General features: G+C 30.3%; 2 protein-coding genes. Both read left to right on the top strand.

What is annotated here, in order from left to right:
* Window positions 1–178: 178 nt before the first annotated feature.
* Entirely contained in the window at window positions 179–4,240 is a 4,062-nt protein-coding gene (cas9, locus tag RMN92_RS14520) for a type II CRISPR RNA-guided endonuclease Cas9 (RefSeq protein WP_309610160.1), read from the top strand.
* Between the two features lie 2 nt (window positions 4,241–4,242).
* On the top strand, window positions 4,243–4,571 hold a 329-nt coding region (locus tag RMN92_RS14525; RefSeq protein ID WP_309610161.1), incomplete at its 3' end, for a CRISPR-associated endonuclease Cas1.

A 4,571-nucleotide genomic window follows, 5' to 3' on the forward strand; every position in this document is an offset into this window, starting at 1 on the left:
ATTTACCGTGATTCATATTCGTAATATTGATTTACGAAAATAATAATCATTTCAAATCGTCACGCTCAAAAATGATTCTTAAAATACAGATTTACAATAATTTCAAAGAACTTTTTTTATTTTTTAGTGGACACTAGTGAATTATCTTATAACTAAATTTAGAAATTAATTTTAAGCTATGAAAAAAATATTAGGATTGGATTTGGGAACTACTTCTATTGGTTGGTCTTTTATAAATGAAGCAGATAATGAGAATGAAACCTCATCTATTATAAATACTGGAGTTCGTATAGTTCCGCTTACTACAGATGAAGAAGCCGATTTCAAAAAAGGAAATACAATTTCTATAAATGCGGATAGAACTTTAAAACGTGGAGCAAGAAGAGGTTTGCAACGTTTTAAACAAAGGCGAAATGCTTTATTAGAAACTTTTACCAAAATAAAATTCATTTCTACCGATTTTGTTTATGCAGAAGCAGGTTCAGCCACCACTTTTTCTTCTTATCAATTAAGAGCAAAATCTGCCGTTGAAGCCGTTACCAAAGAAGAATTAGTTCAAGTTTTATTAATGCTAAATAAAAAACGCGGTTACAAAAGTAGTAGAAAAGCAAAAACTGCTGAAGAAGGCGATGCGATTGACGGAATGAAAATTGCCAAAGAAATTTTTGAAAACAATTTAACACCTGGACAATGGGTTTATAATTCACTATCAAAAGGCGGAAAATTTATCCCTGATTTTTATCGTTCCGATTTGCAAAAAGAGTTAGATAAAATTGTTCATTTCCAAAATCAATTTCATTCGGAACAAATAAATGATTATTTGTTAGAATCCATTCAAGGAAAATCGAGAAAGATAACATCCGATTATTTCACGAAAACATTAAAAATTGAACTTGCTGAAAATAAAGGGACTAGAGAAGAAACAAAATTGCAACATTACAAATGGAGAAATGATGCATTGGTAAATGAACTCGATTTGAAAGATTTGGCATTTATTATTACCGAAATCAACAATCAAATTAATCAATCCAGCGGTTATCTTGGAGCAATTAGCGACCGAAGCAAAGAATTGTATTTTAATCAAGAAACTGTGGGACAATTTCAATACAAACAACTACAAGAAAACGCACATACAAAACTAAAAAATCAAGTATTTTATCGTCAAGATTATGTTGATGAATTTGAAAAAATTTGGGAAACACAAACCAAGTTTCATCCCGAGTTAAATGAAAAATTAAAATCCGAAGTTCGAGATATTACTATTTTCTACCAAAGAAAATTAAAGTCTCAAAAACATTTAGTGAGTTTTTGTGAATTTGAAAAAGGACATAAAGCCATTCCAAAATCATCTCCTTTGTTTCAAGACTTTAGGATTTGGCAAAATTTAAATAGTATCATTGTCAAAAACGAAACCACAAAAGAAGTTTTTCTTTTAGCAGAAGAATTGAAGCAACAAATAGCAGAAGAATTACTATTTAAAGATAGTTTGACCGACATACAATTAATGGCTTTTTGCGAATTAAAAAAAGGAAGTCATTCGGTTAATTTTAAAAAAATTGAAGGAAACAGAACTAACAATTCAATTTTTAAAGCTTTTGAAAAAATATTAGATATTGAAGGTTATGAAATGGATTTTTCTCAAATGAACTTTTCTGACATAAAAGGAGCTGTAACTCCAATCTTTGAAAATTTAAGCATTAACACAGATATGTTAACTTTTGACCCAAAGATTCAAGGGAATGATTTTGACAAACAAGCTTATTATCAATTGTGGCATTTATTATATTCTGCCGAAGAAGATGACTTTTTGAAAAAAGGTTTGATGAGTAAATTTGGTTTCAAAGAAAATCATATTCCATTCCTATTGAATATAAATCTACAAGCCGACTACGGAAGTCTAAGTGCAAAAGCCATTAAAAAAGTATTGCCTCATTTGATGGATGGACATATTTATAACAAAGCTTGTACTTTGGTTGGTTATAATCATTCATCATCATTAACAACAGAACAAAATAATGAAAGAGTTCTAAAAGACTCCCTAGAATTGCTAAAGAAAAACAGTCTACGAAATCCTGTAGTTGAGAAAATCCTCAATCAAATGATTAATGTGATTAATGCTATTATGAATGACCCTGCAATGGGAAAACCTGATGAAATTCGGGTAGAATTAGCTCGTGAGTTGAAAAACAATAATGAGCAACGTAGCGATATGACTAAAGCAATTAACAAAAGTACTGCCGAACACGAGCAAATCAGGAAATTATTACATACTGAATTTGGAATTCATCGAGTAACTAGAAACGATATTATCAGATATAAGCTTTGGAAAGAAACAGATGGCGTTTCGTTGTATACTGGAAAACCAATAGAACCTTCAAAACTTTTTACCAAAGAATATGACATAGAACATATCATTCCTAAATCACGCTTATTTGACGATAGTTTTTCAAATAAAACTATTTGTGAACGCCAGTTAAACATTGATAAAAGTAACAAAACAGCTTACTCCTTTTTACAAGAAAAATTATCTCCCGAAGAATTTGACCAATTTGAAAAAAGAGTAAAAAGCTTATTTGGAAAAATTAGCCGAACCAAACAGAATAAACTGTTAATGGCGGATAATGAAATTCCTGAAGGATTTATTGAAAGACAATTAAGAGAGACACAATATATTGCCAAAAAAGCCAAAGAAATTTTATTGGAAGTTTCGAGAAACGTGACCGCAACAATTGGAAGCGTAACTGATAAATTGCGTGAAGATTGGGAATTGGTTGATGTAATGAAAGAACTGAATTGGAATAAATATGACAAATTAGGATTAACATTTGAAGAAAAAGGCAAAAATGGCGAGCGTTTATACAAAATTAAAGATTGGACAAAACGAAACGACCATCGTCATCACGCTATGGATGCAATAACGGTTGCTTTTACGAAACCCGTTTATATTCAATACTTAAACAATTTAAATGCAAAAAAACAAGGCGATAAAAAAGCAAATGCTATTTTAGGAATCGAAACCAAATATTTAGAAAAAGATAAAAATAATAAACTACGTTTCAAAAAACCGATGCCAAACTTTAGAGAAGAAGCAAAAAAACAATTGGAAAGTATTTTGATTTCCTATAAAGCTAAAAATAAAGTTGTCACTAAAAATAAGAATATCACTAAAAAAAGTGGTGGAACTAGTCAGAAAATTCAATTGACACCAAGAGGACAATTGCATAAAGAAACTGTATATGGAAAACTACAACAATATGCAACCAAAGAAGAAAAAGTAGGTGTTAGTTTTACGAAAGAACACATCCAGAAAGTCGCTAAAAAACAATATCGAGAAGCTCTTTTGAATCGACTGAAAGAAAATGATGATGATGCTAAAAAGGCTTTTACTGGCAAAAATGATTTGACTAAAAATCCAATATACTTAGATTTTGAAAAAACTGTTGCAGTACCGGTAAAGGTCAAAATAGTTTGGCTAGAAGATGATTATACTATTAGAAAAGACATTACACCCGATTTAAAAATTGAAAAAGTAATTGATGTTGGTTTAAAAATAATTCTTGAAAAACGATTAAAGGATTTTGGTAACGACCCTAAAAAAGCATTTGTAAACATTGACGAAAACCCAATTTGGCAAAACAAAGAAAAAGGAATTTCGATAAAACGTGTGAGTATTAGTGGAGTGAGTAATGCACAAGCTTTACACACCAAAAAAGACCATTTTGGCAATGAAATTTTAGACGAAAATAGCAACCCAATTCCAGTAGATTTTGTAAGTACAGGAAACAACCATCATGTAGCTATATATAGAGATCATAAGGGTAATTTACAAGACGAAGTAGTTTCTTTTTATGATGCTGTTGTTCGTAGGAACTTAGGCTTATCTATTATTAATAAAAAACACGAACAAGGTTGGGAATTTCTATTTTCTATGAAACAAAATGAGTTTTTTATATTTCCTTCTGAAGGATTTAGTCCAAAAGAATTTGACTTATGTAATCCTATAAATAAAGAATTAATAAGTAAGAATTTATTTAGAGTTCAAAAGTTTTCAAAAGTTGAATACGGGAATGCATCCGTTAGAGATTATGTGTTTAGACATCATTTAGAAACTACTCTAAATGACTCAAAAGAACTTAAAGATATAGCTTATAAATCTATAAAAAGCTTGCCATATTTTAAAGATATTGTAAAAGTCCGAATCAATCATTTAGGTCAAGTTGTTCAAATTGGAGAATATTAACTATGATAAAGCGAACTCTATTCTTCGGTAACCCAGCTTATTTGAGTACTAAAAATGAGCAAATTGTAATTTCCTACCCAGATAAAGAGCAAGAAACTAAAACCGTGGCTATCGAAGATATTGGCGTTATTGTTTTGGAAAACCAACAAATTACTATAACTAATGGTCTGCTAGAAAAACTAACTAATAATAACGTAGCATTAATCAATTGCGACCAATATCATTTACCAATTGGTTTGTTAATGCCTCTTAACGGACATTCAGAACAGAGCGAAAGGTTCAAGAACCAGATTAATGCTTCAATTCCGCTCAAAAAGAACTTGTGGCAACA

It is taken from the genome of Flavobacterium sp., from assembly GCF_031363805.1.
Lineage (GTDB): Bacteria > Bacteroidota > Bacteroidia > Flavobacteriales > Flavobacteriaceae > Flavobacterium.

Excerpts from the sequence above, each read along its gene's own strand:
- cas9 (WP_309610160.1), top strand. The coding sequence starts at position 179 with ATGAAAAAAATATTAGGATTGGATTTGGGAACTACTTCTATTGGTTGG.